Origin of the sequence: Candidatus Desulfosporosinus nitrosoreducens (genome assembly GCF_030954495.1) — a bacterium.
GTDB classification, from domain to species: Bacteria; Bacillota; Desulfitobacteriia; order Desulfitobacteriales; family Desulfitobacteriaceae; genus Desulfosporosinus; species Desulfosporosinus nitrosoreducens.
In genome coordinates this window covers 40,895-67,196 of sequence record NZ_JAVHUW010000051.1, presented here as the reverse complement: position 1 = coordinate 67,196, position 26,302 = coordinate 40,895, and the positions used below count along the sequence as shown (strand labels likewise).

Annotated in this window: 23 protein-coding genes and 1 pseudogene; all 24 read left to right on the top strand. The window is 45.7% G+C overall.

The genetic code is table 11. From position 1 onward, the window contains the following. The first annotated feature begins 89 nt into the window (after window positions 1–89). Window positions 90–380, top strand: coding sequence for an Asp-tRNA(Asn)/Glu-tRNA(Gln) amidotransferase subunit GatC (gatC, locus tag REC12_RS12390; protein WP_308894867.1), 291 nt, complete (start codon window positions 90–92; stop codon window positions 378–380). 19 nt (window positions 381–399) lie between these two features. Then, window positions 400–1,881: an Asp-tRNA(Asn)/Glu-tRNA(Gln) amidotransferase subunit GatA gene (gene gatA / locus REC12_RS12385; protein ID WP_308894862.1), complete on the top strand. Its 1,482-nt coding sequence runs from the start codon at window positions 400–402 to the stop codon at window positions 1,879–1,881. Continuing rightward, complete coding sequence (gatB, locus tag REC12_RS12380; RefSeq protein WP_308894860.1) at window positions 1,868–3,322, top strand: Asp-tRNA(Asn)/Glu-tRNA(Gln) amidotransferase subunit GatB; 1,455 nt, start codon at window positions 1,868–1,870, stop codon at window positions 3,320–3,322. The genes gatA and gatB overlap by 14 nt, the downstream gene beginning before the upstream one ends. Window positions 3,323–3,806: 484 nt before the next feature. Beyond that, window positions 3,807–4,937 (top strand): homocitrate synthase, encoded by a 1,131-nt coding sequence (nifV, locus tag REC12_RS12375; RefSeq protein ID WP_308895012.1) that lies wholly within the window; start codon window positions 3,807–3,809, stop codon window positions 4,935–4,937. A 70-nt stretch (window positions 4,938–5,007) separates the two neighbouring features. Then, on the top strand, window positions 5,008–6,009 hold the full coding sequence (locus REC12_RS12370; protein ID WP_308894858.1) for an isocitrate/isopropylmalate dehydrogenase family protein: 1,002 nt from the start codon (window positions 5,008–5,010) through the stop codon (window positions 6,007–6,009). Window positions 6,010–6,837: 828 nt separating this feature from the next. Further along, a complete protein-coding gene (locus REC12_RS12365) occupies window positions 6,838–8,166 on the top strand; it encodes an acetyl-CoA hydrolase/transferase family protein (protein ID WP_308894856.1) in 1,329 nt (442 codons plus the stop codon). 177 nt (window positions 8,167–8,343) lie between these two features. Then, window positions 8,344–9,060 (top strand): CPBP family intramembrane glutamic endopeptidase, encoded by a 717-nt coding sequence (locus REC12_RS12360; protein WP_308894854.1) that lies wholly within the window; start codon window positions 8,344–8,346, stop codon window positions 9,058–9,060. A 96-nt stretch (window positions 9,061–9,156) separates the two neighbouring features. Beyond that, a complete protein-coding gene (rlmD, locus tag REC12_RS12355; protein WP_308894852.1) occupies window positions 9,157–10,476 on the top strand; it encodes a 23S rRNA (uracil(1939)-C(5))-methyltransferase RlmD in 1,320 nt (439 codons plus the stop codon). A gap of 1,255 nt (window positions 10,477–11,731) precedes the next feature. Beyond that, complete coding sequence (locus tag REC12_RS12350) at window positions 11,732–12,133, top strand: hypothetical protein (protein WP_308894851.1); 402 nt, start codon at window positions 11,732–11,734, stop codon at window positions 12,131–12,133. A 284-nt stretch (window positions 12,134–12,417) separates the two neighbouring features. After that, window positions 12,418–12,579 (top strand): hypothetical protein, encoded by a 162-nt coding sequence (locus REC12_RS12345; RefSeq protein ID WP_308894849.1) that lies wholly within the window; start codon window positions 12,418–12,420, stop codon window positions 12,577–12,579. Window positions 12,580–13,080: 501 nt separating this feature from the next. Next, window positions 13,081–13,719, top strand: a complete 639-nt coding sequence (locus REC12_RS12340) for a TetR/AcrR family transcriptional regulator (RefSeq protein ID WP_308894847.1) — start codon at window positions 13,081–13,083, stop codon at window positions 13,717–13,719. Then, a complete protein-coding gene (locus REC12_RS12335; protein ID WP_308894845.1) occupies window positions 13,716–16,043 on the top strand; it encodes a PEP/pyruvate-binding domain-containing protein in 2,328 nt (775 codons plus the stop codon). Before REC12_RS12340 ends, REC12_RS12335 begins: the two co-directional genes overlap by 4 nt. 223 nt (window positions 16,044–16,266) lie before the next feature. Further along, window positions 16,267–17,169, top strand: a complete 903-nt coding sequence (locus tag REC12_RS12330; protein WP_308894843.1) for a helix-turn-helix transcriptional regulator — start codon at window positions 16,267–16,269, stop codon at window positions 17,167–17,169. Window positions 17,170–17,239: 70 nt separating this feature from the next. After that, entirely contained in the window at window positions 17,240–17,698 is a 459-nt protein-coding gene (locus REC12_RS12325) for a GyrI-like domain-containing protein (protein ID WP_308894841.1), read from the top strand. 222 nt (window positions 17,699–17,920) lie between these two features. Beyond that, a complete protein-coding gene (locus REC12_RS12320; RefSeq protein WP_308894839.1) occupies window positions 17,921–19,684 on the top strand; it encodes a sigma-54 interaction domain-containing protein in 1,764 nt (587 codons plus the stop codon). A gap of 273 nt (window positions 19,685–19,957) precedes the next feature. Beyond that, on the top strand, window positions 19,958–20,704 hold the full coding sequence (locus tag REC12_RS12315; protein WP_308894837.1) for an SDR family NAD(P)-dependent oxidoreductase: 747 nt from the start codon (window positions 19,958–19,960) through the stop codon (window positions 20,702–20,704). 49 nt (window positions 20,705–20,753) lie between these two features. Continuing rightward, on the top strand, window positions 20,754–21,710 hold the full coding sequence (meaB, locus tag REC12_RS12310; protein ID WP_308894835.1) for a methylmalonyl Co-A mutase-associated GTPase MeaB: 957 nt from the start codon (window positions 20,754–20,756) through the stop codon (window positions 21,708–21,710). Between the two features lie 6 nt (window positions 21,711–21,716). Further along, entirely contained in the window at window positions 21,717–23,477 is a 1,761-nt protein-coding gene (locus REC12_RS12305) for an acyl-CoA mutase large subunit family protein (RefSeq protein ID WP_308894831.1), read from the top strand. Between the two features lie 9 nt (window positions 23,478–23,486). Then, window positions 23,487–23,909, top strand: coding sequence for a cobalamin B12-binding domain-containing protein (locus REC12_RS12300; protein ID WP_308894829.1), 423 nt, complete (start codon window positions 23,487–23,489; stop codon window positions 23,907–23,909). A 184-nt stretch (window positions 23,910–24,093) separates the two neighbouring features. After that, window positions 24,094–24,189, top strand: a pseudogene (locus REC12_RS12295) (ABC transporter ATP-binding protein); the annotation flags it as partial. 140 nt (window positions 24,190–24,329) lie between these two features. After that, complete coding sequence (locus REC12_RS12290) at window positions 24,330–24,677, top strand: ArsR/SmtB family transcription factor (protein WP_308894827.1); 348 nt, start codon at window positions 24,330–24,332, stop codon at window positions 24,675–24,677. A gap of 19 nt (window positions 24,678–24,696) precedes the next feature. Beyond that, a complete protein-coding gene (locus tag REC12_RS12285) occupies window positions 24,697–25,404 on the top strand; it encodes a nitroreductase family protein (RefSeq protein WP_308894825.1) in 708 nt (235 codons plus the stop codon). A 174-nt stretch (window positions 25,405–25,578) separates the two neighbouring features. Beyond that, window positions 25,579–25,854 carry an MBL fold metallo-hydrolase gene (locus tag REC12_RS12280; RefSeq protein WP_308894824.1) on the top strand — a complete coding sequence of 92 codons (276 nt, stop codon included), beginning with the start codon at window positions 25,579–25,581 and terminating at the stop codon, window positions 25,852–25,854. Then, window positions 25,805–26,296 (top strand): MBL fold metallo-hydrolase, encoded by a 492-nt coding sequence (locus REC12_RS12275; RefSeq protein WP_308894823.1) that lies wholly within the window; start codon window positions 25,805–25,807, stop codon window positions 26,294–26,296. Before REC12_RS12280 ends, REC12_RS12275 begins: the two co-directional genes overlap by 50 nt. The last annotated feature ends 6 nt before the right edge of the window (window positions 26,297–26,302 follow it).

Here is a 26,302-nt window from a genome sequence, read left to right as displayed (position 1 = left end):
TTTGCATCTATTTGCATAGGTTGCCCCAATCTTCCAGATTTGCTATGATAGAAGGATAGCGAAAAAGTAGTCAAAGGAAGGTGAATTTGATGGCAATTTCTCGTGAAGATGTAATATATGTCGCCGGTTTGGCCCGTTTAGAGTTAACCGAACAGGAAATTCAGGACTATACGCTGCAATTAAGTTCCATTTTGGATTATGCCGCCATGCTGGAACGCTTGGACACGGAGGATGTGGTCCCGACAGCTCATGCTGTTCCTTTGCATAATGTCCTGCGTGAGGACGACGTCAAGCCTTCGATTCAACACGAAAAAACCCTGAGGAATGCCCCGGATGCTGAAGAAGGCTTCTTCAGAGTACCCAGAATTAGTCTCACTTAGAAAGGAGGGGCTGGCAGCCATGATATTAGACAAATCTGTAAGCGAGCTTCATGAGCTCCTCGTGCAAAAAGAGGTTAGCGCCGGAGAATTAACCAAAGCTTACATAGAACGGATACGTGTTTTGGATCAGGATTTGCAGGCCTATTTGACAGTTTTGGAGCAGGAGGCCCAAGCCCGGGCCGCCGAGGTCGACAAGAAGATTGCCCGGGGAGGGGACCTGGGCAGCCTGGAAGGAATCCCCATGGCCATGAAGGACAATATGTGCACGGAAGGAGTGCGCACAAGCTGCGCTTCCAAAATACTGGCGGAATTTTACCCGCCCTATAGCGCCACTGTGACGAAGCGTTTGGAAGATGCCGGGAGTATCCTTTTAGGCAAGTTGAATATGGATGAATTTGCTATGGGCTCTTCGACGGAGAATTCAGCCTACCAGAAGACGCGGAATCCCTGGGATTTAGGCTGTGTTCCCGGAGGATCTTCAGGCGGAGCGGCGGTGGCGGTGGCGGCCGATTTAGCGGCCTTCTCCCTGGGTTCCGACACCGGCGGCTCGATCCGTCAGCCGGCGGCCTTTTGCGGGGTCGTCGGCCTGAAGCCGACCTATGGAGCGGTTTCCCGCTTCGGACTTATCGCTTATGCTTCCTCCCTGGACCAAATCGGACCTTTGACGAAAACCGTGCGGGACAATGCTCTGGTGATGAACGCCATTGCCGGCTACGATTCCCTGGACTCCACCTCCGTCCGCTATGAGAAACCGGACTATACTCAATTTCTGGTCAACGATATTAAAGGCTTGAAAATCGGCATCCCCCGCGAGTATTTCGGGGAGGGAATTGATCCCGATGTGGCTCAGGGGATTCAGGCCGGCATCCAGACCCTGAGGGATTTGGGCGCCGAAATAAGCGAGTGCTCCCTGCCTCACACGGAGTACGCCATTCCCGCCTATTATTTGATCGCTACGGCCGAAGCCAGTTCCAACCTGGCCCGTTACGACGGCGTCCGCTACGGCTACCGGGCGGAAGCCGAGGATGTTCTGGGGATGTTCCGCAAAACTCGGGCCGAAGGCTTCGGACAGGAAGTCAAGCGCCGGATCATGCTGGGGACTTATGCCTTAAGTTCCGGGTATTATGACGCTTATTATCTCAAAGCTCAAAAAGTCCGGACCTTAATCAAGCAGGACTTTGACCGGGCTTTTGAGAAGTTTGATGTCCTGCTGGCCCCCACCGCGCCGACGCCGGCCTTTAAATTCGGAGAAAAATCCGCCAATCCTTTGACGATGTACCTTTCGGACATAACGACGGTACCCATCAACCTGGCGGGTATTCCGGCCATTTCCCTGCCCGCGGGCTTCGTCAAGGGCCTGCCGATAGGTATGCAGCTGATGGGCAAAGCCTTTAACGAAGGGGTTCTCTATCGTACGGCTTACACCTTTGAGCAAAATACGGAGTATCACACCTTAAAACCAAATCTGACGGGGGAGGTGCCGGCGCATGGCAGTCGCTGATCGCTATGAAATGGTTTGCGGTTTGGAAGTCCACGTGGAACTTCAAACTAAAACGAAAATATTCTGTGGCTGTACCACCGAGTTTGGAGGAGAGCAAAACACCCACGTCTGCCCGGTCTGCCTGGGTATGCCGGGGACGCTGCCGGTCCTGAACCGCGAGGTGGTCAATTATGCCATCAAGGCCGGTCTGGCTTTGAATTGCGAAATTGCCGACTTCTCGAAATTCGACCGTAAAAACTACTATTATCCGGACTTGACGAAGAACTACCAAACTTCGCAGTACGACCTGCCGATTTGCCAAAAGGGCGGTTTGGAGATTGAAGTCGACGGAGTGAAAAAATGGATCGGAATCACCAGGGCCCATATGGAGGAAGATGCCGGCAAGCTCGTGCACAGCGGGGAAACGATCACCACCTCCAACTCCTCTTCCGTGGATTACAACCGCGCCGGAGTGCCGCTGCTGGAGATTGTTTCCGAACCGGATATGCGCTCTATTCCTGAGGTGCTGGCTTACCTGGAACAACTGGTCCAGATCCTGGAATATACCGAGGTTTCTGATTGCCGTCTGGAGCAAGGTTCCGTCCGCTTTGACGTCAATGTCTCCCTGCGGCCTATCGGCTCAGAGACCTTTGGCACGAGAACGGAGACGAAAAACCTCAATTCCTTCAGCTCCGTCCGGCGCTGCATGGAATATGAGGTGGCCCGCCAGGCGGGCGTCCTTGACGCCGGAGAAGAAGTGATTCAGGAGACCCGGACCTGGGACGAAGGCAGAGGGGTTACTTTGGCTTTGCGTTCCAAGGAAGAGGCTCACGATTATCGTTATTTCCCCGAGCCGGATCTGGTTCCTCTCGTCATTGAGCGGAAGTGGGTGGAAAGAATCCGCCGGACCCTGCCGGAGCTTCCCGCCGCACGGCGGGTCCGTCTCCAGGAGTTGGGCCTCTCGGCTTATGACGCCGCGGTGATTACCCAAACTAAAGCTATGGCCGACTATTTTGATCAGGGCTTGGCTTGCGGCGGCGAGGCCAAGAGTTTAGCGAACTGGGTCATGGGGGACCTGACCCGTCTTCTTAACGGCAACCAGTGCCAGATCGCCGATTCCCCGGTCTCGGCCCGCCAGCTGGTGGAACTTCTGAAGCTCATTGACAAAGGGACTCTGAGCGGAAAAATCGCCAAGACCGTCCTGGAAGAGATGTATGCTACGGGCAAAGACCCCGAACAGGTCGTCAAGGAGAAAGGGCTCGCCCAAATCAGTGATGAAGGAGCCCTGCAAGGAATCATCGCCGAGGTGATTGCCGCTAATCCCCAATCCGTGGAAGACTACCGCGCCGGCAAAGAACGGGCCATCGGCTTCCTGGTCGGGCAAATCATGAAAGCAACGAAGGGCCAGGCCAATCCGGGTCTTGTCAATCAGCTGCTGAAAGAGAAATTGGCCGGTCAATAGATAGAGATTAAGGCCTTTCAGAGCGGAACTGTTTTGGAATTCATGAGGAACTTTAGAGTTAATATAACTTTAGAGTTTAATGTGGAGAGCTTTAGAGTTTATATAGAAAGAACTTTGGAGTTTATACAGAAAGAGCTTTAGAGTTTATACAGAGAGAACCTTAGAGTTTATATGGAAAAAACCTTAGAGTTTAACGGATCAGACATTTAAAGTGAAGGTAACCTGAATTGTCTTCTCAATTTAGGTTACCTTCATTGAGGTTATACTAAGGTTGTTGTAAGTCGGAACAGGAGGCAGCGCAGAGTGATCCAAAGAATGTGTCAAAGTTCCGCAATGCAGGCGCAAGTGTGGGGAGTCTACTAAGTATACAGTATAAGTACTTCCATCTCCTTCAAACTTCAGGGGTATTGTGCTAGTATAGAGAATAAATATGCACAAGAAGGTATAATATAGTTGCGAGCTGAAGAAGAGGAGTGTGTCTGATTTGAGACATTTAACGATTGTAGATACAACGCTAAGGGATGGTGAGCAAACGGCCGGGGTGGTTTTTTCCAATCAGGAAAAATTGCGCATCGCCCGTTTACTCGACGAGGTGGGGGTTCATCAGATTGAAGCCGGAGTCGCGGTTATGGGCGGGGATGAAAAAAAGGCCATCAGCGAGATCGCGAAACTGGGCTTAAAAGCGAGTATCATGGGCTGGAACCGGGCGGTTATCGCCGACATTGAGGCTTCCCTGGCCTGCGGCGTAGATGCCGTGGCGATTTCAATTTCCACTTCAGATATTCATATTGAACATAAACTGATGACAACCCGCGAGGATGTTCTGGAACGCATGGTCAAAGCCGCGACCTTTGCCAAACGTGAAGGAATGTATATTTCCGTCAACGCGGAGGATGCCTCCCGTTCGGATATGGATTTTCTGATTCAATTTGCCCAAGAAGCTAAAAAAGCGGGGGCTAACCGTCTGCGCTATTGCGATACCGTCGGGATTCTTGATCCTTTTACGACCTATAACAATATCCGCACGTTAATTGAGAAAACGGGGATTGACGTGGAAATGCATACCCATGATGATTTTGGCATGGCTACCGCCAATGCCTTGGCCGGAGTTAAGGCAGGCGCCTCCCATGTTGGCGTGACGGTCAACGGTTTAGGGGAACGGGCCGGCAATGCCGCTTTGGAGGAAGTTGTCATGGCCCTTAAGTTCCTGCTGGATACGGATTTGAGCTTTACCACCGAACGCTTTGTTGAGCTGTCCGAATATATTGCCCGGGCCTCGGGACGCATGCTTCCTCCCTGGAAATCGATTGTGGGAAGCAATATGTTTGCCCATGAATCGGGAATTCACGCCGATGGCGCTTTGAAGAATCCTAGAACTTACGAAGCGTTCAGCCCGGAGGATGTAGGGCTGGAGCGCCAGATTGTCATCGGCAAACATTCGGGAACTGCTTCCATTAAGGCTAAATTTAAAGAATACGGCAAAGAAATTACGGAAGAAGAAGCAATCGAAATGCTGGCTAGGGTGCGGGCCATGGCTGTGGATATGAAGCGTTCACTTTTCGATAAAGAATTAGTCTATATCTATGGAGATATGTTGAAACAGCAAGCTAAATAACTATTGGCCAAAGTCAAAGGAGACGGCGCAGAGCCGTCTCTTTGAGTTGAAGGAAAGGGAGTAGAACATAATGACAACGAAGGTTACCTTAATTCCGGGTGACGGCATAGGTCCTGAAGTGAGCGCCGCCACCCAAAAAGTGATTTCAGCCAGCCAGGCTCCGCTGGAGTGGGAAATTGTCGAAGCCGGGGAAGCCTGTATCGCCAAATACGGAACCCCCTTGCCGGATCACGTCCTGGAGACAATCCGCCGCAATAAAGTGGCCATCAAAGGGCCGATTACTACTCCCGTCGGGAAAGGCTTCCGCAGCGTTAATGTAGCTTTGCGCCAGCAATTGCAGCTTTTTGCCAATGTCCGGCATTTGCGCAACTTGCCGAACGTCCCTTCCCGCTATCAGGACGTAGATATTGTGGTTGTCCGGGAAAACACTGAGGACCTGTACGCGGGTATTGAACATATGGTGGGCAAGGATGCGGCGGAAAGCATTAAAATTATTACCCGCGAAGCTTCCGAGCGCATTGGCAGGTATGCCTTTGAACTTGCCCGGCGGGAAGGGCGCAAACGGGTGACCATTGTTCACAAAGCCAATATCATGAAATTAAGCGACGGGCTTTTCTTGGAAAGCATTCGCGGCGTGGCCCGCGAATTCCCCGGGATTGAGTGCGAGGACCGGATTGTCGATGCCTTGTGCATGAACCTGGTGCAAATTCCCGAACAGCTCGATGTGCTAGTCCTGCCCAACCTCTACGGTGATATTGTCTCCGACCTGGTCGCAGGCCTGGTAGGCGGTTTAGGGGTTGCTCCGGGAGCCAACATCGGCGCAATGGGGGCGGTCTTCGAGGCCGTACACGGCAGTGCGCCTCAGATAGCCGGCCGGAATCTGGCCAACCCCATCGCCATGATTCTTTCCGGGGTTGAGATGCTTAAATACCTGGGCTTTGACCAGGAGGCCCGGCGGGTGGAACAGGGCATCGACCACGTGTTGAGGCATAAAGAATATCTTACTCCCGATCTCGGAGGAAACTCGGGAACTCAGGAGATGGCGGCGGCCATTGTGGAAAGTATGAAGTAAGCTGTCAGCTTTCTTGTGCTGCAGAAAGGATAACTCGTCAATGTTTTCGGCAGGCTGCTTTTTGCTGTTTCGGGCTTGCAGGGACACCTGGTTATCCTTAGCCGCGCCTATGGGCAGTTAGGCAGACGCTTTTAGGCGCGGAGGCTTCTCCGCAAGTTAAGACGTGCGAAGGTAGTGTCTTCGGGTATCAACCAGATTTCCTTATATATAGGAAGCGGAAGTTTTGGGGTACTATGGGGTGCCTCTTGTGTGGCTTTTTGCGGCTAATCCCAGTGGCTATGTTTGTCCCCAATCCTAAGCACCTAGGATTTTGTGTCTGGAAGGTTTAGCCTTGCCAAGTCTTCTTTGCTTTGGCGGGATTTTAACCTCGAACTTCTTCTTGGAGCAGACAGGGCTAAAAGTGTACGCAATTATTCTTATGGTGCATACGGAAGGTATTAATAAAAGTCTGTCGAATATAGTAACTCAATTCAATAAGATATCGAATTTCCTGCAAAATTGTAAACTTTCAAATACATGTATACATTAGTGTACAAGTATTTGAAAGCACGACTTCGTCTGATGTTGCATAACAGTTCCTTGTTTTCGTGTCAACAAGTGTAGACATAGGCTTTGCAACATTGTTCACATTAAGAATGTTTTTAAATTTCGCAAAGGCTTGTCAGTCCTAGTAAGCGAAAGATTCGGAATCCATTGAATACTCAATTGGCATGATAATTGCAAATATAAATACTACTCTCTAAGTTGCTTATACCTGGCTAGGAGGTATAAGGAGCCGGCGTTTTTTTAAGCCTTAAGAGAGTCAGGGAATTAAAGGGGGATGCAGCAATGATTAGGGAAGAGTATCAAAAGAAATGCGTTTCAGCAGATGAAGCAGTAAAAGCAGTTCGAAGCGGGGACTGGGTAGAATTTGCCTGGGCCGCAAGCATGCCTACTCTATTGGATGAAGCTTTAGCCCGCCGTAAAGAAGAGCTTCACGATGTGAACCTGCGCGGGGGCGTATTATTGAAACCATTGGCATGCATTGAGAGTGATCCGACCGGAGAACATTTTACCTGGAATAGCTGGCATATGGGAGGATGGGAACGTAAACTGGCTCAAAAAGGCCTGGCTTATTATATCCCTCTTAAATATTCGGAGCTGCCTCGTTACATACGCGAGAATTTACAAACGGACGTTGTGGCTATTCAGGTGGCACCTATGGATGAGCATGGCTATTTCAGCCTTGGCGCGACAGTGTCCCACTATGCCGCGGCGATTGAAAAAGCCCGCACAGTGATTGTGGAAGTTAATGAAGATATGCCCAGGGTTCATGGCGGATATGACCATATGGTCCATCTATCTAAAGTGGACTATGTGGTGGAAGGCGGACATCGCGGCCTGCCAATCCTGCCGTCGGCTCCGGCTTCTGAAATTGACAAACAAATTGCCGCCTATGTCCTGCCCGAAATTGAAGATGGAGCCTGCATCCAGCTGGGAATCGGCGGGATGCCCAATGCTTTGGGTCAAATGATTGCGGCGTCGGATCTCAAGGATTTGGGAATCCACACGGAAATGCTGGTTGACGGGTTCGTCGATATGGTGGAAGCGGGTAAGGTTACAGGAAAATGCAAAAACCTGGACCGCGGCAGAATTGTTTATTCCTTTGCCGCCGGGACGCAAAAGCTCTACGATTTCATGCGCGACAACCCGTCCTTAGCGGGATACCCTGTAGATTATTCCAACTTGCCTTTTATCGCTTCGCAATTGGATCAGCTTATTTCCATCAATAGTGCTTTGGAAATTGATCTTACAGGCCAGGTTTGCTCGGAATCTACCGGACCCAACATGATCAGCGGCGCTGGCGGCCAGCTTGATTTTGTGGAGGCTGCCTACCATTCCAAGGGAGGAAAAAGCTTTATTTGCTTACCTTCCACCTACAAAGACAAAGAAGGCAAGATTCACTCCCGGATTAAGGGCACAATGACCCTCGGCGCTGTTATCACCGATACAAGGCCAACGGTACAATTTGTCGTGACCGAATTCGGAAAAGTTAATTTGAAAGGCCTCTCCACTTGGCAGAGAGCGGAAGCCTTGATTTCTATCGCTCATCCTGATTTCCGGGAAGAACTGATAGCAGAGGCCAAACAATTAAAAATTTGGCGCAAAAAAGCTTAGGTTAAAATCCTTTGCCGCATAGGAGAAAATAAAACAGAATAAAGTAAGTACCTTGGGTAATTTGGGGAAGGGAGTCTCTATTGAGAGACCCCTTCTTTTCTTGTCGCTGGACATTGACAGAGGGAACCATTAAAATTGGAAGGAAGGCTTGACTACTAAGAATTGAGGATGAATGAGATGCCTAAACCACAAAAAAGCAAAGACTCCCGTACTCCGCCAAGACGGCCAACTTGGAACATTTGGCAGGGATTGTTTATCATAGCTTTCGTTACTGTGCTGGAATTCCCGCTGGGGTGGCTGTCTACCCCTAAAGATCTCCTCTCCCTGTCCGGAATTCTGAAGTTTTTGGGGGTCGGCTTGGGAGACGTTTTTCTTTACGTTGTCGTTATTTGGATTTTTATGCGCCTTATTCGCCGTCCTTTCTCAGACCTGGGGTTTGTGAGACCGCACAAACGCTTTCTGCTCTTAGGATTTGTCGTCGGTTGCTTCCTCTTCGTCAGCATTGGCCTCTTGGGGAATGAACTGACAAAGATTTTGGGAATTCCCGCTCCTCAAAGCTTTGCCCTTGCAGTTAAAGGGGCAAACTACCCTTGGGAATTCGCGCTTCTCATTTTACTGGGAGGAGTTATCGCACCAATTAAGGAAGAAATGCTTTTTCGCGGACTGATCTACCCGCCGCTGCGCGAAGCTCACGGCCGGGGCAAAGGAATCCTCTTGACGGGGATTTTTTTCGCCCTGCTGCATTTTGACTTAATCCGCCTGCTGCCGCTTTTTTTGGGAGGAATTGTCCTGACTTGGCTCTATGAGCGTTCTTCCAGTATATGGCCCTCCGTTGTTGCCCATGGCACCTGGAATATTTTGATGGCTTTAGCCCTCTGGATACAGCGCTATTAACCTAAGGCAAGGGACACGGGAAGCCCCGAGAGGGCGAGGATTAGTTGGAGTTTGATTAAGAGATTAAGAGATAGAGATACGTTTAGGGAGAGAACCATGAATTCTAAAATTTTAAACCAGAAAATAATTCGAGCCCGCTTTCAGCTGGACTGTCTCAGACTTCTTGCGGACGGTTCCGGGATCGGCTATCAAGAAGGCTTAGCTACCTTTGTACCGGGACTGCTCCCCGGAGAAACCGGGCTGGTGGAAGTTACGGAGAGCAAGAAAAAATTTCAGCGCGCCCGTTTGCTGACCGTGATTCAGCCTTCGCCGGCAAGAGTTGATCCCCCTTGTCCTGTTTTTGAGGAATGCGGGGGATGCCAGCTTCAGCATATGACTTATGCGGAGACCCTTAACTGGAAACAACGCTGGGTGGAGGATGCTTTGCAGAGAATCGGCAAACTTAACGTTCCGGTGAGACCAACTATCGGGATGTCTGATCCCTGGCGTTATCGCAATAAGGTGCGTTTGCACAGGGATCAGGGCGGACAATTGGGATATTTTAAGGAAAAGTCCCGGGTCCTTGTCGGTTTCCGGGACTGCCTCTTGCTCAGCGAGCGCATGAATCGCTGGATTTGGCGAACCGAAGCGTTTTTAACCGGTAAAGAGAGACAAGAAATTCACACCTTGACCTTCAGGGAAAATACCCGGCAGGAAGGGCTCTTATTATTAGAAGGAGGAAATTACCCGGCGGTTGTGGCAGAAATTCAAAACAATCCGGAATTTCCCGAGGCCCTCGCCCAAAACGGTCTTCGTTCTATTTGGTGGACGGATTCTCAGGGAGGGCTGAAATTAGTATGGGGGGACGAAACATTCTGCCATACCATTCTGGGCAACTCTTTTAAAGTAACGCCCTTATCTTTTCTGCAAGTCAATTCCCTGCAAACTGAAGTCCTCTATGAACTCGTCAGAACAGCAGCCGAATTGAGCGGTGAAGAACAGGTGTGGGACCTTTATACAGGCATAGGAACCCTGGCTTTGACCCTGGCCCCCAAGGCCAAAAAGGTATTGGGCATTGAGGAAAACCCTTTTGCCGTTCAGGATGCCCGGATTAATACCGCTGATCATGGCAACTCAGCAAAGGTTGATTTCTTAGCTGGGAAAGTAGAAGACGTTATGATCAGCGGCGAAGATAAGCCCGATGTGGTGATTCTCGACCCGCCGCGGGCAGGCATGCATCCTGACGTAGTAAAACGTTTATTGGAAATTGAGCCTAAGCGGATTGTTTATGTATCTTGTGATCCGGGGACCCTGGCCAGGGATCTAGGTATTTTGGCCGTGGGGAAATATAGTGTGGAGAGTGTGCAGCCGGTGGATATGTTTCCGTGGACGGGGCACGTTGAGACCGTGGTAAGTTTGAAAACAGTCACATCTTGAAAGCCGCTTGTAGCAAGGGTTACGAGGCTGGGATTATTTACAAATTGGCTGAAAATGTCAAGAATGTGTTAAGTCTGCGTCCAAGGGAACATCTTGAATGTAAATATAGCGTTTTTGCAGGAAAGATATGCTAAACAAGTGTGTCAAAATGTCAAAGGGCCCTTGAGACTGTGAAAGTTTTTTTGCTCTTAATACCTTTAATCCTAGATATAGTATCTTCAACTGTTTTATCCCATAACTCTATTTTGGCCTCTGCCTAAGCTGGCGGGGGTCTTTTTTAGTGTGATGAGAACTTGTCATGCACGGTGTGGAACGGGGGAAAAGGCGGGGATAACATAAAAGCACTTACCTATCGTTATTGTCGCATGCCAGATCAAGCAGTACATGAAGCTGTCGCCATGCAGTAACACAGGTTGTAACTCCGATCGCTCAGGAAGAAGCAAGTAATGCAGTAAATGATGCAATTAGACTGGATGTAAGTCGTGTTCAAGAAGTATTAACGCTTCAAACTGTTCAAACTCAAGCAGCTCAGCCAGACCCGCAAGCCTAGGCTCCTATCCAACAACCAGCATAATTAAGGCAACGTTGTCGGATGCTGCTGAATGAACAAAGGCATCTCTCGTTTTATTGGCGGAGGGAGGTTTTTTGCGTATTAAGAATATAAAGAGAAGCGAGGACGTTAATTCGCTCTTAACACGATTAAGTAGAACAGGTTGTTATGAATCTTTTAGAGGTTTGAGTCGGGGCACAGGCAGCCAAGGAAAATTAACGCCAATATACATACGGCTAAGGAGTTTAGTCGAACGGGAGAACATGTCATCTGCTCCCCAATAGCAAATCCTACCGCCGCTTGCGCCATGCTAAGTTCAACCACCGCCATGATAAAGCCTAGCCCGCAGTCAAAGTAGATTATAACTTCCCTCCTGCCGAGAGTGGAGTTAAAAATAAAATAATCTAAACGGTTTTGCGGGGAATGTAATCCAGGGCGACAATATGCTCTGGATTTTTTCTATTATAAATGGAACAACAATTTGTCGAGGTACAGTGGTATAATTAGGAATAAGCTGGAGGAGAGTGGTTAGAACTGGCCCGGACGCCAATTCCGCAATGTCAAAAGGAATCCATTTATATTGGTGGGGATTCTAAAGCAAAAACGCGATTAGGAGCTCGTGACTAATAACAGGGAGGTACAAATCCCCCTGTTATTAATTACGAGCAATGTATATTATTAAAATGGAAGGAGGGGAGTAAAATATTGCATAAAATTACTACAAAATGGTTAAGCCTTGTAATACTGTTTATTATCATGATAGGTGGGTGCAATAGCCAAATTCCAAGATCCAAGCCCCCTAATGCTAGCCAAAGTACCTCAACAAACAATAGTTTCTTTGATAAAGCAAAGATTATTGATGCAATGAATTCTCAAATTGATATAATTATACCACTTAAAGCTCCTCCAACTCTCAAATGGCATACAGAAGCTATTTCCTTTTTACAGCCTAATTATATTTTAGTCTCATATTCTGAAGGGCATATGGCGCGTATTGCCCTGTTCTTAGTGAATATATACGATAATGAAGTTAAGTTTGATCTGGTCTTAGATAGTCCACAGGAGGGTAAACTTCCTCCAATTGTTTGGGATTGGAAGGCCACCTAATTATTCATTAAAATTACAAGCGTATGGATAAATTATACTAAAATTGACAGTTTCTTAAGGTCAAGTAAACTTAACACAAATGAAAGACGAGGAGATACTATGACCTGACAAGAACATGGTGTTTTATTGACTAATTCAAACATCAAATGGTTCAACTGTATTTGGATGGTAAATCCAAGAGTTGAAATCATTTTAGAATACAATTTGAGTTACCTTCCTTCGATAGATAGGTAAAAACTTATTATCAGCCTGATGTTCCTAAATCTCAACAGGAAGAAAATTTAATGAGGTTAAAGGCCCTTGTGGTAGACGATGACCCCAACATGCGCATCTTAAAAAAGATACTACAGAATATTCCGGGTATAGAAGTAGTTGGAGAGGCTGTTAACGGAGCAGAAGCTATCAACTTAGCTACTTTAGAACCTGACGTTATTTTCCCCAAATGAACGAGGCGATTCTTTGCATCAATGTGCATTTGGCTAGTGAGCTCTTCCATGAGAACGCTTTGGGCACCGCGAGGCAAGGGACGATTCAGAAGGGATGCAATCACTTCATACCGAAGCAAAGCTATCCTAGAACGCTCATCCTCTTTTGGTTTTTTCATACGTTTTCTCCTCCTGATTTGTTCAATTGGAGGGATCTCCCCCTAAGAATCATCATGAAATAGATCAGGAGATTTGGCGATAACCAAGAATTTATTGAGCCCGGTGGGGCCTTGGCTACAAGGTATATTTCAGTAGAAGCGCTGGTTAAATTAATGTGGTCTTCGTCAAGCAGTAGGCTTAGTGGAAAGAAAAATGCCAGAATGATAATAATTGCCGGCAAGGGGCTATCAGCTTCTGTCGGCATCTTTTTATAAACCTTTTTTATAAAAAATATTGACTAATCTAGTCAACAGTGCTACTCTGATTTTGTTGACTGGTTGAGTCAATGAAAGGGGGCTGCTGATGGATAAGCACAAAATATCCGCAATGAGCGAAGAAAAGAGAACGGCATTAATCAATGCCGCCATGGCTGAATTTGCTCAGAACGGCTATAAGAAAACTTCAACAGATACGATTATCAGCCGGGCGGGAATATCCAAAGGGCTATTGTTTCACTATTTTGGCACAAAAAAAGATTTATATATCTACCTGTACGAATATGCGAATCGAATTGTCATGAAGGAATACAATGACAAAATCGACTATGAGTCAAAAGATATTTTCGTGCGCCTGCGCAGCATGATCCTGCTCAAGTTCAAGCTCATCGAAGCATTTCCGGCGGTTTTAGATTTTATCAGTTCCGCTTATTTTGAAAAGGACAGCGCGGTTGTCGAAGTGATTAGTCAGGACAGCAGGAAGCTCTATCAGGAGGCAAGCGGCAAGCTGCTGGAGGGTATCGATCGGGCGCTGTTCAAGCCGGGCATTGACCATAAAATTGCCATTCAAATTATACTGTTTACTATCAAGGGCTACAGTGAGGCGCAAGCCTCTTCCGAAAAGAAGACCAAAGATTATAGCAGCCAGATAAACCATTATATTCAAGAGATTGACGAGTATATAACCGCACTCAAGGCGGCGTTTTATAGGGAGGATAGAGTATGAATCATGCCTACAGTTTTAAAGAAATCAGCGGAGAAGCGCTGGCTTTGACAGGGGGCAAGGGAGCATCTCTTTGTAAAATGTTTGGTTCAGGGTTGAATGTCCCGGACGGATTTGTAATTTTAGCCAGTGCCTTTAAAGATTATCAACTAAAGCCGGAAGCTAAAGCCGACATTGAAAAATGCCTGGCCGCCCTGCCGGATGTTCCGCTGGCTGTGCGTTCCTCGGCACTTGCCGAGGATAGCGCGAAAACCTCCTTCGCCGGTGAGTTCGAATCGGTCTTAGATGTCTGTAAGGATTCGATCTTTGCCGCGATCGACAGGGTTGCGGCGTCCGCCTCATCAGAGCGCGTGAGCAGGTACAGCGCGTTTCATGGCCTTGACGTTGCCCATGATATGGCGGTTGTGGTTCAGATCATGATCAAGGCCCAGATTTCAGGAGTTACCTTCTCAGCCGATCCTATTACCGGCAGTCATGTTAACATGGTCGGAAATTACGTTTTCGGTGCTGGCGAATCCCTCGTATCCGGTGTGGCCAATGCCTATCCGTTTACCATATCAAGGCTTAAAGCGCGGTATAGCGGAGACAAGACCTTGGCCGCTTACGCCAAAGAAATGCACAAGGCAGTAGAAAAGACCGAAGGAATTTTCGGCCGGGAGATGGATATTGAGTGGGTTATTGCCGATAAAAGGCTTTACATTGTGCAGGCGCGCCCGATTACTACCCTGGAAACGATTAATTACGATACCTATGAGATCAATCAGAGTCTAGATGGGGATGCGCTTTGGACCAGCAATAATGTGGGCGAGGCCATCCCCGGCGTGATGAGTCCCTTTGCCTGGAGTCTGCTGCGCGAGATGGACCTGGAATGTCAGAAGGTCCCGGGTTATTATATGTTTGGCAATATCTGCGGCAGGACCTATTCCAACATCAGCGTAACCATCAGCGCCATGAGGGTGCTGGGGTTTAACGTCCCCCGCGCCAAGGCCTTGATCAGTGACGCCTTCGGCCGCGTCCCCGATAATCTGGAGATCCCTGTCTATCCGTTCAAAACCGGGCATTTGATCAAGGAGATGTTTGTTCGCGCCCTAAAAAGCCTAAAACGCATGAGAGATTCCAAAAAACAGAAAGCCTATTACCTTGAGCATACGCCTGTTTGGTACGTGCAAACCCTTAAAGACATTGAAAAGGCCAAGAGCAAAGAAGAGCTTCAGGCTCTCTGGACCGGCAATGTGCGCCCGTTTCTGTCTGCGCTCTGGTATATCTGGTTTGGCGGCGCAGGGAGTGTGACCCTGATTTCTCTCCGCAAGAAGCTTGCCAAAATGGTTGGCGAGGGTGAAGCCAATCTTCTTTGTTCGAACTTCAGCGGCCAAGGCGTGCTGGTGAGTATGCAGCCTATGCTGGGTATCGAACAAGTAATTAAAGGGAAGCTCAGCCAGGCCAAGTATCTGGAGTTCTATGGTCATCGAAGCCCGAACGAATTTGATCCGTATTATCCCTATCCGGCTGATGACCCGGATTATGTGGACAATCAGATCAAAGAGTATGCAAGTCTTGACCTGAAGCCGGAAGAGCTCCTGGAAAGGCAGAGGCAAGAATTCCAAAAAGCTAAAGCCCGCTTTGCCCAGAAATACCCAGGCAAAGTAAAATGGCTGGAAAGAAGGCTGCTAAAAGTATCCGAGGATGCCAATACACGAGAATCCTTGCGGAACGAATTTAATAAGGTCTTCCGGGTTATGCGCCATTTGCTCCTGAAAATAGGGGAAATCACTGCCCTTGGCGACGATGTGTTTATGATGTATTGCTTTGAGATTCCGTGTTTCTTGCAGGGGGATACCTCAATGCTCAAGCATCTGCCGGATAGACGCAATAGCTTTGAAAGATATCAGAACCTGCCCGCGTTTCCGCAATTTATCAGGGGGAGATTCAATCCCCAGGAGTGGCTTAATTCCGCAAACCGCCGTCAGGACTATTACGACCCTAACGCTGGCACGTCAAGCCCAAGCAGCGAAGGAATTAAAGGCTTTGCGGGTGCTCCGGGGATAGTCGAGGGCAGGGTGCGTGTGCTGCACAATTTTGAGGAGGGCAAGCTTTTTCAGAAAGGCGAAATATTAGTGACCACCATGACCAATATCGGGTGGACGCCGCTGTTCCCCAAGGCCGCGGCAATCGTTACCGATTTGGGCGCACCACTGTCCCATGCGGCAATTGTGGCCCGGGAAATTGGCATTCCGGCCGTTGTCGGCACCGGCAATGCTACGGCTCTGCTGCAAACAGGGGACACTGTCATAGTCAACGGAAACACCGGGATGGTGACTAAATCCTGAATTTTATTTTATAGTTTAGCGCACAAAAGAGATGCCGGCGATGGCATCTCTTTTGTCTCCTCAAGGTATAAGCTACAACTTCCAATTTGTCAGGCCTCTCTTTTTACTTTTAAAGGTAATTAATTGATATTCTATCTGATAATTTTTTGATTAAAGAAGTTTAATATTAATATGACAGAAGGTTGTCATATATTTGTGTTAATATAATTATGGGTGATAAAGTATGCAGATTAATAGGCTGCTTGAAATTGTCTATATTCTGTTTGAGAAAAAGATCGTCACAGCAAAGAAGTTATCAGAGCATTTTGAAGTATCGCAAAGGACAATATATCGGGATGTAGATGTGTTAAGTGCAGCAGGCATACCCATATATGCAAACAAGGGAAAAGGTGGGGGAATCAGTCTTCTCGAAAACTTTGTGATTAAGAAATCAATCCTTTCTGAAAAGGAACAAATTGATATTCTATCATCTTTGCAGGGGATGAAGGCCTTAAATGTCCCTGATGCAGAGCTGGTTCTCAAAAAATTAGCAGCAATGTTTGATAAGAATTATACCGAATGGATAGATGTTGACTTTTCGCCTTGGGGCAGTAATTCAGATGAAAAAGAAAAATTTAATCTGCTTAAAACAGCTATAATCAACAAAAACCCTGTAGAATTTGACTATTATAGTTCTTATGGGGAAAAGACAAAAAGAATAATAGAACCGCTGCAGCTGATGTTTAAAGGACGGGCCTGGTATGTTTATGGTTTTTGTACTGTTAAGAATGACTACAGAATGTTCAGAGTAACCCGGATAAAAAATCTTGCCCTATTAAAGGAAAAGTTTGCAAGAGATATTCCCCAAGATATCTGGGAAATATCGCATGAAGCAACTAATAAAATGATCAAGCTTGTAATGAAAATTGAAGCGAGTATGGCTTATAGGGTATATGATGAATTTGGGCAGGAGGCTATAACGAAAAATGCAGACGGAAGCTTTACAGTGACAGCAAATTTGCTGGAAGACGAGTGGGTATATGGATATGTTCTCTCATTTGGTGATTATGGAGAGGTTTTAGAACCGGAGTATATCAGGAAAATCATAAAAGGAAAACTCGAAAGGAACTTAAAGAACTATTTATAATATGACATACTGGTGTCTTATTAAGAGTAATATACTGATTTCATTACAATATGAAAAGAGGTATATGAAAATGAATTATGAATTAGTGCAATTGGAAGAAAAAAGGGTAGCAGGACTTAGAATCAGAACCAGCAACAGTGACCCAGGCATGAGCAAGAGTATCGGCATGGCTTGGCAGAGCTTTTTTGCAGAGGGTATATATCATTCCATACCGGATAAGAAAAATGATAAGAGCATAGGTCTTTATACGAATTATGAAAATGGTGTAAGCGGAGCATATGATGTAATGGTTTGTTGTGAAGTTGAAACTACGGCAAGCCTGCCTGAGAATGTACAGTCAGAAATTATTTCCTCTGGAAAATACGCAAAATTTATTATTCATGGCCACGTACAAAAAGCAGTAGGTGAATTTTGGGTGAAGCTTTGGTCTATGGACTTAGATAGAAAATACGGCTGTGATTTTGAAGAGTATCAAGGTGGAGGCGACATGGAGAATTCTGAAATACATATGTATATATCTTTAAAATAGAAAGCGGAGGCAAATATCTACTAAAGAATAGCCTTTGTATTTATAGAATAATAAGTTGAAGAGGATTTTAGAAACCGGATTGCACAATCAATATCCGATAAATTGCAGGGTTTAAGAACTTCTTTGCAGAAGGAATATTGTGAGTGTTTAAACGTCAGTTTAAAATTGAGCTGTTTTAGAATTGAACAGGGATTCCAGACTTTACGGTTGGGGGGACCTTTAATGGGCTATGAAAGTACAGAGAGCGAGAAGTCAAGAATGCTTGTGAATGAACTTCGAGCTGTGCTTGATTCAGTCTACAATGGAATTATCGCAGTTGATATCAATGGAAAAATAACCTATATCAACGAAACTGCCAGGAAGTTTATGGTAGGCGGTGAAGAAATTATTGGGCGTGATGTCAATGAACTTATTCCTTTGTCTGAGATCAAAGATGTTTTACATAGTGCTGAGCCCCAATATGGAGTTAAACTGCAGATTGGGGATAGAACAGTATTAACCAATCGCACGCCCATTATAATTAATGGGCAAATAACCGGAGCGGTAAGTTCTTTTATAGATATTACTGACCTGGAATTGGTCTCTCACCAAATCCATTCTGTTCAAGAACTGAATAGCGAACTCAGCGCCTTGATCGATTCTTCGGCTGATGGCTTAGTCATTTCAGATGATAAAGGCTGCATAATCCGCATGAACAAGGCCTACCGCTTAATGCTTGGCATTCCCCTTGAAGAGAATTTTACCGGACAACCTGTCACAGAACTTGTCACAAGAGGTTACTTATCAGAACTTGTCACAGCCAAAGTACTCCAAACCCTTAATTCCGCTACTATGATTCAAGAAATTAAGGGCAGGGAAATTCTCTTTACAGGAACCCCCGTTTTCAATGCGAAGGGCAAGGTAGTACGTGTTATTGCCAATATACGAGACCTCACGGAACTAAATTCCCTGCGACGAAATCTTCATAAATTTTCTCAAGAGATGGACAGCTATCGCTCTGAACTATCCCGCTTAAAGATAAAAGCCCTTGAGGACGGCTTTATCTTTAATAGCCCTGAAATCCGAAAAGTTGTGGAATTATCCATTCGTGTAGCGCCAGTGGATACCAATGTACTAATCACCGGGGAATCCGGCGTAGGCAAGGAAATTATAACCCGGATGATTCACGAAGCAAGCAAACGATCGACTGGACCTTTTATTAAAATTAATTGCGGAGCTCTCTCCCCAAGTTTGATCGAGTCGGAACTATTTGGTTATGAGGAAGGAGCCTTTACAGGGGCCTCTAAGAAGGGAAAACCTGGAATCTTTGAACTTGCTTTCAATGGAACCTTATTCCTCGATGAAGTGGGTGAACTTCCGCTTGACCTTCAAGTCAAGTTACTGAGAGTGATCCAGGAAAAGGAGATTACCCGCCTGGGCGGTACGCAGAGTATTTCTGTTGATGTGCGCTTGATTGCAGCGACAAACCGCAACTTAGAGCAAATGGTTAAAGAGGGGACGTTTCGCCAGGATCTTTATTATCGCTTAAATGTTGTCAATATTTATATCCCGCCTCTTCGCGAACGTGTAACCGATATTCCTATGTTGGTGGAGTACTTCATGCGCAAATTCTCGAAGAAATATAATCTTAACCGCAAGATTTCTCCGGAACTCATGCAAGCTTTTACGGAACACGATTGGCCGGGAAACATTCGTGAACTTGAAAATACCATTGAACGAATGGTAATTTTAAGCCCTGATGAAGGGATCGATCCTTCTTTGTTTAATGGCCCTAAAGAAATAACTGCTGCAGATCCGCCTCCCCTTGGTCTTTTAAAAGATGCCCTAGCCGAAACTGAGAAAAAAATGATCTTACAAGCCTATCATTTGACCAAAAGTACCAGGAAAGCTGCTTCAATGTTAGGCATTAATCAATCTACTGTAGTACGCAAGCTGAAACTTTATGGAAAAGAAAGTTTGGTGATGCCGAGAAACATCACTGATTAGCTGGCGCATCAGGGATTGCCTGTAAAATGACCTTAAGCGATGCAATAGAGCATCGCGTATTTTTTTGTTTAATTTTAATATCTGAGAATTTAAACAAAAAGGCTCGCAACATGTTATCTGAATATTAAAAATATATTGGCATATTTTTTGCATTAAATCTAGATGAGCGCGCTCTAAAGGTCTAAAGGAACAGGCAGACTCGTATCAGCAAGTTGTAGTTGAAAATGAGCGGGCAGAGGGGATTTAAAGATCAGGACGGAAGGAAGGTAAGCCATGAAAATTAAAGAGAGAGTTGCCCTGGTAACAGGCAGTGGTCAGGGATTAGGAAAAGCAATTGCTTTCGCCTTAGCCAATGAGGGGGCTGACCTGGCAATTAACGATATCTCACTGAATGAAGTAAAAGCCCGGGAGACCGTCTCGGAACTTCGTAAAATAGGAACAGACGCTGAGGTTTTTTTCGCCGACGTGACTCAGGAAAGTGAAGTCAATCAGATGGTTGAGGAAATCATAGCCCGTTTCGGACGCATCGATATCCTGGTTAACAATGCCGGTATTAATCGTGACGGTTTGATCCATAAAGGCAACTTACAGAATTGGCAGGCTGTAATGAATGTCAATCTTACCGGGCCTTTTATCTGTACAAAAGCCGTCTTGCCTGGTATGAGACAAAATAATTATGGCCGAATTGTCAATATCTCATCCCTTACGGCCAGACTAGGTATCCCGGGGACGGGGTATTATGCGTCAACAAAATCGGGGTTAATCGCCTTAACAAAAGTTACGGCTGTTGAGAATATGTCCAAAGGAATCACCTGTAATGCTCTGGCCCCCGGTTATATTAAAACGGATATGATGCTGAAATATCCTGAAGAACAACTTCAGGCGCTCATTGCCAGGATTCCAGCCGGACGTTTGGCAGAACCGGCTGAAATCGCCGATGTGGTTGTGTTTGTCGCGGCTGATTCGGCAGCTTATATGACAGGTGCGGTGATCGATATCAATGGAGGGTATTTTATTTAGAGATCAGTCAAAACGCTTATTTACAAAGTTTACTATTGGAGATGCAGAGATGGAAAAACTTATTGAACGCTTCATTCAAAAAGATCGAATGGCTCTTAGTAAACTAATCACGCTGGTTGAGAACGATAGCCCTAAATCCCTGGATATTATGAAGGCAATCTATCCCCTGACAGGTAAAGCGTATGTTCTCGGGGTTACCGGTCCTCCCGGCGCTGGAAAAAGTACCTTAGTCGATAAGTTGATCCGTAATTTTAGAAATAAAGCTTATCGTGTCGGTGTGCTCTGTGTAGACCCCAGCAGTATTTTCAGCGGGGGAGCTTTTCTTGGTGACCGGGTGCGGATGGAGTGGGCTTACCGAGATGACGGTGTCTACTTGCGGAGTCTGGCCACCCGTGGTGCGCTGGGCGGCTTGGCTCCCCGGGTAAGTGAAATTATTAAACTGATGGATGCTTTTGGGAAAGAGGTTATCATCGTTGAAACCGTAGGAGTGGGTCAAATGGAAGCTGATATTATGCGTTATGCCGACACCAAGGTTGTTGTTTCTGTTCCGGGACTGGGCGATCAGATGCAGGCCTTAAAAGCGGGGATTTTAGAAATTGCCGATGTGTTAGTCGTCAATAAAGCGGATCTTCCGGGTGCCCGGGATGTGGTCGATGACCTGCAAATGATGCTCTATTTGAGGAAAGACAGTGACTGGACTCCGGAAATTATCTTGACGGAAGCACTCAATGACCGGGGGATTTCAGACCTCTATGCAGCCATGCAAAGACACAGAACATTTTTAGGGCAATCGGGATTAAAGGAACGACAGACCCGCCTGCAGCGTGAACATGCCTGCTATAGTGCTATAGAAGAAAGATTGAAAAACTACTTGCGTGAAAGCTTCTTAGAAGCTGAGGAAGTTAAAAAAATTTTCATGAGAGTTCAGGAGGGGGGCTTAAATCCTTATCAGGCCGCGGATGAAATACTGCAATTGCTTTTTAGCAAGACACATAGAGGAAGGTGAATAATTATGCCAAGTGAGCAGCCAAAAACAACGGCAGAGATACTTGAAGAGGCTAGGAAGAAAACTGAAAATTGTCAGGTCTATGACCCGACGTATCTGGCCAAAGTTCAGGATGGTCTGAAGCAATGGAAAAAAGAAAAGGTTAAAGCCCAGGATCTCGCTAATTGGGAAAGTATTCCCCTGACCGTTCTGGGTTCTGAAATTCCCCGGGAACTGATCTATACCCCCTTGAATACTGCCAATACGGATTACTGTGCTCAACTGGGAAATCCGGGCGAAGCTCCCTTTACCCGGGGAATTCATAGCAATATGTATCGCGGCCGTACCTTTACCCAACGTCAATTGGTCGGTTTTGGCGGTCCGGAGGACACGAACCTGCGCATAAAGTATTTGCTGAATCACGGAGCGACAGGAATTAATCTCCTTTTTGATATGCCGACGATTCAAATGTATGATTGTGACGACCCAATGGCCCAAGGGTCCGTGGGGTCCTGCGGAGTCAGTGTCAACCATGTTCAGGACTGGGAATTGCTTTATGAAGGGATTGATATTGCTAAAGAAACTTCCTCCATCGTTACGCACTACCCTTCCAATACGGCCTGCCTCTTTCCCATGTATCTGGTCATGGCCGAAAGAAGAGGGGTGCCCTGGGAGCAGCTTCAAGGCAGTTCCCAAAATGATATGACCCTTGAAGAACTGGTGCGTAATTCTTCTGAATACATTCCTCCCAAAGATTGTTTCCGGATTGAGTGTGACAATATTGAATTCATCCGCCGGAATGTGCCGAAGTGGAATTTCATTACCCTTAATGGTTATAATTTCCGGGAATTCGGGACATCCGGTGTCACAGAGATGGCTGTAGCGGCAACTCACGGGATGGCCATCCTGGATGAAATGATTCGTCGCGGTTACGAAGTGGATTGGGTGGCTGAGAGATTAGCCTTCTTCTGGTCCGGAGGGATGGATATCTTCGAGGAGGTTTCCAGACTGCGGGCCATGAGGAGACTTTGGTACAGAATCCTTAAGTATAAGTATCAGGCGAAGAAGGACCGGTCAACCTGGATGAGGTGTCATCTGCAGACTTCCGGTATAAGCTTGGTCAGGGAAGAACCTTATAACAATGCTATTCGCTCGGCTTTTGAGGCCTTGGCTGCCGTTCTTGGCGGGGTCCAGTCTTTGCATGTCGATTCCTATGACGAGGCAATTTCGGTTCCTTCTGAGGAAGCGTCCCTGCTTTCTTTACGGACCCAGCAAATTATTGAACATGAAACAGGAGTTACCGCTGTTGTTGATCCTTTGGGAGGTTCTTATTACATAGAGGCTTTGACCAATCAGATGGAAGAGAAAATCTTAGCCGAGATCACAGAGATTGAGAACCAGGGGGGCTATGTGGAAGCTATTGCCAACGGCTATCTCAGCCGGAAAATATACAATTATATGTATAAAGAACAAATGCGGATTGAAAAAGGTGAAATTAAAATTGTCGGTCATAATTACCAAAAAAGCGGTGAAGGAGAAAATTTTGAAGCCTTTCGTTATCCTGAGGAATGTGAGGCCAGACAATTACAGCGCCTTGAGGATCACAGAAAGAAGAGAAATAGTGCCGGGGTTGAAAAAGCCCTTCATGAATTAAGGATAGCCTGCAGAGAGGGTAAGAACGTCATGGAATATACGGTGAATTGTGCCCGGGCAGGTTGTACGGTTGGTGAACAATGGAAGATTTTTAAAGAAGTTTTTGGCCTTTGGAAACGGCCCGGTGTATTTTAAAGGAAAGGGATGGACAGCTTGGAAGATACAAGAATTAAAGTTTTAATGTGTTGTCTCGGACCCGAGACACATAATCGCGGCATCATCGTCGTAAGTACCATTTTAAAAGAAGAAGGTATGGAAGTTGTCTATATGGGCAACACCACTGCAGAAAATGCCCTCAAAGCAGCCATGGAAGAAGATGCTCAAGTTATTGGGGTCAGCTCACTATCGGGTGCTCATTTGCGTACAGGCAAACACCTTTTGGAATTAGCCAGACAAAAAGGCCTTGAGCAAAGTATTGCCTTTGTCATTGGTGGAGTCATTCCGCCCCAGGATGTTAAAATTCTTAAGGACATGGGTTTTTATGATGTTTGCGTTAGCGGTACAAAAAGGGATGAGTTGGTAACTGTAGTAAAAAGTGCTGCTAATACTGTTAGTAAGGTTTATTAATCCTTTTCCGTGATAAAATGGTATCTGAAAAGGGAGGGGCTTTCCTGCATATGCTACGGGCGATACAGTGCAAGAATAAAATGATGATCTACCTTACAAAAGGGTAAGCTTAAACTGGAAAATGTAAGCCAAAGTTATGGCAGGGCATTTTCCAGTTTTGCTATACTGAACCTACTCAGCAAAGGAGGTTCTGCTCAAGGGGAAAGCGCTCAACACCATTAAGGAAAAGGAGATTTCCGCCTTCCGCCGGGAAAATCTCGGTTTTGTGTTTCAGGACTTTCGGACAACGATCAAGAATGCCTATTTGGTGTAAGTTCGTCTTGATTTTCTTTCCCAATATTGCATAGGGCTGAAGGCTTCTATATGATTACATATAGTTTATTAGTTCGAACTATTAAACGAGATTTAAGAGGTGTCTATATGGATAAACACGAGCAGCTCAAGCTGATAAGACAGGACTTTATGAATTGTCAAAAAATCTTATTGGCTATTGGCGATGAAACGCGTCAGGCTATCATTATGGTTTTGATGGAAACTACCTGCAAGACCGGCCTGCGTGTCGGTGAAATTACAGAGCAAGTTCATCTTTCTCGCCCTGCTGTTTCACACCATCTGAAAATTTTGCGGGATGCAGGTATCATACTAATGCGCAAAGAAGGCGCAAGGAATTTTTACTATATCAATATTTCTACTAAATTGGAATTGCTTAAGAATCTTGTATTCCATATTGACGATTTAATGAAAGAATTTTATCCGGGAAGTGGATGAGCAATTTGGAGGTAATTTTATGCGCAGGGCAATAGAAAATAGAATTTCACGGAGAAAGTTTGAAAAAGAGCCGGTTACAAGTTCAGAAAAGAAAATAATCATTTCTCTTATTAATGAATTAAATGAAGCATCTGGCTTAGCCATGGCATTTTTGGAGGACGGGAGCAATGCTTTTCAGAAATTAAGAAAGAGTTACGGCTTATTTACCAATGTGCGTTCAGTTATATTGATGAAAGGGAACAAAGAACTCAAGAATTTGAAGGAAAGAATTGGCTATTACGGAGAAGATTTAGTTCTTGCTATAACTGATTTAGGTTTGGGAACCTGTTGGGTTGGAGGCACCTTTGACAAGGAAGAATTAATTGTTGATGACAGCGAGGAACTGGTTTGTGTTGTCTTAGTAGGTAAAGTGGCAGCGCCCTCACTAACAGAAAAGATGATGCGGTCTGCTACACATAGAAAAGTAAAAAATATGGCAGAAAGAATCATAAGCGATCAACCGGTGCCGCAATGGGTACAAAACGGAATGAAGGCTGTGTTACTTGCCCCAAGCGCTAAAAATACCCAAAAAGCAATGTTTAAGTATGAGAACAACATTTTAAGCGCTCAAATTGCGGATGACTATTCCCTGGATTTGACTGATTTAGGTATTGCAAAGAAACATTTCGAGCTAGAGGCAGGAGGAACATTTGAATTTGGCAATGGTGGAGTTTTCCGTTTAAGCTAGCAGTATATGTTGCCGGAAAGCACTTGCCGCCAAGGCCCTATCAGGCTCAGGCGGCATCTTTTTTGTCTACTCAAGGCACGCTGAGACGGTTTCTTTGCCAAAAAATAAAGTGGAATGAGATGTTGGTGATGTGAGCTTGTATAAAATTATAAATATGCTAGGAGGATTTATTATATGGAGCTGAAGCAGTTAACAGAACGCGTTTTTTATACTACGCATAGTAAAGAGGCTGATAGGCCGGTTCTTGGATATATAAGCGGACAAAAGTATTCTTTAATGGTGGATTCAGGTAACTCTAGAAGACATGTTGAGTTATTTAATGATTCTATAACTAATGAAGGGTTAAGAAAACCAGACTTTATTGCAATTACACATTGGCATTGGGATCATACTTTCGGTTATGAATGCAGTGGAAGGCATTACAATTGCTCACAAAAAAACGAATGCTAAACTAGCAGAAATAGCTAAGTGGAAATGGACAGATTCCGAAATGAAAAAGAGATTGGAAGCAAAGGTTGAGATTGAATTTGCTGATATTTGTATTCGGAAGGAATATCCGCTACTTTCGGAGATACGAGTAACGACCTCCGATATCTCTTACGATAGAAATATGGAAATTGATCTGGGAGATATTGTTGTAGAATTACATCATATCGTATCTCCTCATAGTGAAGATTGTATTTGCATATTTATACCTCAAGAAAGAGTGTTATTTATTGGTGATGCTGTTGGAGTGGATTATTACGATAATTGCTATTTAGATAAAGATAAATTACGTTCTTTAATTACAGCGATTGAAGAATTTGATTTTGATATTTGTGTAATGGGACATGCTGAACCAGTAAGTAAACCGGATATTCTTAATATCATGAGTTCTCTTCTGGATCGTTAAGAAAAT

Bases quoted from the DNA above. Each gene is read 5' to 3' on its own strand.
- REC12_RS12300 (WP_308894829.1), top strand. From the start codon at position 23,487: ATGGACAGCTTGGAAGATACAAGAATTAAAGTTTTAATGTGTTGTCTC.
- REC12_RS12330 (WP_308894843.1), top strand. From the start codon at position 16,267: ATGCAGATTAATAGGCTGCTTGAAATTGTCTATATTCTGTTTGAGAAA.
- REC12_RS12315 (WP_308894837.1), top strand. From the start codon at position 19,958: ATGAAAATTAAAGAGAGAGTTGCCCTGGTAACAGGCAGTGGTCAGGGA.
- REC12_RS12335 (WP_308894845.1), top strand. From the start codon at position 13,716: ATGAATCATGCCTACAGTTTTAAAGAAATCAGCGGAGAAGCGCTGGCT.
- REC12_RS12320 (WP_308894839.1), top strand. From the start codon at position 17,921: ATGGGCTATGAAAGTACAGAGAGCGAGAAGTCAAGAATGCTTGTGAAT.
- gatA (WP_308894862.1), top strand. From the start codon at position 400: ATGATATTAGACAAATCTGTAAGCGAGCTTCATGAGCTCCTCGTGCAA.
- meaB (WP_308894835.1), top strand. From the start codon at position 20,754: ATGGAAAAACTTATTGAACGCTTCATTCAAAAAGATCGAATGGCTCTT.
- REC12_RS12290 (WP_308894827.1), top strand. From the start codon at position 24,330: ATGGATAAACACGAGCAGCTCAAGCTGATAAGACAGGACTTTATGAAT.
- REC12_RS12365 (WP_308894856.1), top strand. From the start codon at position 6,838: ATGATTAGGGAAGAGTATCAAAAGAAATGCGTTTCAGCAGATGAAGCA.
- rlmD (WP_308894852.1), top strand. From the start codon at position 9,157: ATGAATTCTAAAATTTTAAACCAGAAAATAATTCGAGCCCGCTTTCAG.
- REC12_RS12370 (WP_308894858.1), top strand. From the start codon at position 5,008: ATGACAACGAAGGTTACCTTAATTCCGGGTGACGGCATAGGTCCTGAA.
- REC12_RS12325 (WP_308894841.1), top strand. From the start codon at position 17,240: ATGAATTATGAATTAGTGCAATTGGAAGAAAAAAGGGTAGCAGGACTT.
- REC12_RS12360 (WP_308894854.1), top strand. From the start codon at position 8,344: ATGCCTAAACCACAAAAAAGCAAAGACTCCCGTACTCCGCCAAGACGG.
- REC12_RS12305 (WP_308894831.1), top strand. From the start codon at position 21,717: ATGCCAAGTGAGCAGCCAAAAACAACGGCAGAGATACTTGAAGAGGCT.
- REC12_RS12345 (WP_308894849.1), top strand. From the start codon at position 12,418: ATGAGGTTAAAGGCCCTTGTGGTAGACGATGACCCCAACATGCGCATC.
- REC12_RS12280 (WP_308894824.1), top strand. From the start codon at position 25,579: ATGGAGCTGAAGCAGTTAACAGAACGCGTTTTTTATACTACGCATAGT.
- REC12_RS12275 (WP_308894823.1), top strand. From the start codon at position 25,805: ATGAATGCAGTGGAAGGCATTACAATTGCTCACAAAAAAACGAATGCT.
- REC12_RS12340 (WP_308894847.1), top strand. From the start codon at position 13,081: ATGGATAAGCACAAAATATCCGCAATGAGCGAAGAAAAGAGAACGGCA.
- REC12_RS12285 (WP_308894825.1), top strand. From the start codon at position 24,697: ATGCGCAGGGCAATAGAAAATAGAATTTCACGGAGAAAGTTTGAAAAA.
- gatB (WP_308894860.1), top strand. From the start codon at position 1,868: ATGGCAGTCGCTGATCGCTATGAAATGGTTTGCGGTTTGGAAGTCCAC.
- gatC (WP_308894867.1), top strand. From the start codon at position 90: ATGGCAATTTCTCGTGAAGATGTAATATATGTCGCCGGTTTGGCCCGT.